Source organism: Psychrobacter sp. Ps6 (assembly GCF_022129235.1).
GTDB lineage: Bacteria > Pseudomonadota > Gammaproteobacteria > Pseudomonadales > Moraxellaceae > Psychrobacter.
This window is the reverse complement of record NZ_JADQAI010000177.1, coordinates 1-1095: the sequence shown is the minus strand read 5'-3', so window position 1 is coordinate 1095 and position 1095 is coordinate 1. Positions and strand designations below refer to the sequence as shown.

The 1095-nt window shown below is 39.4% G+C and carries 2 protein-coding genes; one reads left to right on the top strand and one right to left on the bottom strand.

Annotated features, from left to right (window positions below):
* The first annotated feature begins 44 nt into the window (after positions 1-44).
* Entirely contained in the window at positions 45-590 is a 546-nt protein-coding gene (locus I3255_RS14705; RefSeq protein ID WP_275949799.1) for an NUDIX domain-containing protein, read from the top strand.
* Between the two features lie 93 nt (positions 591-683).
* On the opposite strand, the gene I3255_RS14700 is transcribed toward I3255_RS14705, so the two are convergent.
* Positions 684-1095 (bottom strand): META domain-containing protein (locus I3255_RS14700; RefSeq protein ID WP_238039495.1); only part of this gene is annotated, 412 nt, incomplete at its 5' end.

The following is a 1095-nucleotide window of genomic DNA, read 5'->3' as shown; positions in this document are numbered from 1 at the left end:
CAGATTTATTTTAGACTGGTTACAACAACAATAAGAGAGATGGTATGCACTATTGTCCACAATGTGGCTCGCCATCATTAGAGCGAGTTAGCTACAAAGAATTTATCTGCCAGCAGTGTCAATTTACCTATTTTCATAATGCAGCAGCGGCGGTTATGGTCGCAATTGTTGTTAATGATGAGGTATTAGTCGCGATTCGAGGGCGAGACCCAAAAAAAGGAATGTATGACCTTCCAGGCGGATTTGTTGATCCAAATGAAAGCTTAGAACAAGCGGCTGTTCGTGAGATTAAAGAGGAACTGGGGTTATCAATTTACTCGCTAACGTATGTGCATTCTTACAGCAATACCTACCAATATAAAACGGTAGAATACAAAACCTGTGATTGTTTCTTTATCGTCAAACTAGATCAAAAACCGACAGTTATCGCTCAAGATGATGTGGCTGAAGTTCAATGGGTCAATATTCATAATATCGATATCACACAGTTTGCTTTTACTTCGACTCAACAAGCCATTGAACAGCTAAAAAAACAGGCTTACTCCCGACAAGAAATGGTGCATCAGGCCCAACGATTAGGTGGTTATTAATCGATTAAGCTCATTGCCACAATTTACATTAACACCAATAAAAATAGCCCCGACATTAGCTATCTGGGGCTATTTTTGATCTCACAAATGATTTTAATTCTCTGACGATGTTTGTGGCGAGAAAATCATTACACCTAAATGTCCATTAGAGTTATATGACAGCGTTAGTCGCCCTGCAAAAAAAGTAAACTGATTAACATGGGCCAACTGTTCCAGATAACGTTTATCAGCATCTTGCTGCTCAGTGGTACACTCTGTGGTGTCCATTGTTGAATAATCAGCGGCTAAATTGATAAATCCCGGTCGTAAGGTATCACGAACGGCAATGCTGTAACTGTGGCAGGCAGTTTTACCAACTAAGTGTTCATCTTGATAGCGTAAAGTAATATGAGTGTTAGCTGATACAGGTTCACCATATTGCCAACTATCCAATTTCCAACCGCTGTTATCTAGCAAATTTAACGTTAATCTTTGAACGGTTTCTTGGTTTTTCTCTTCTACTAGT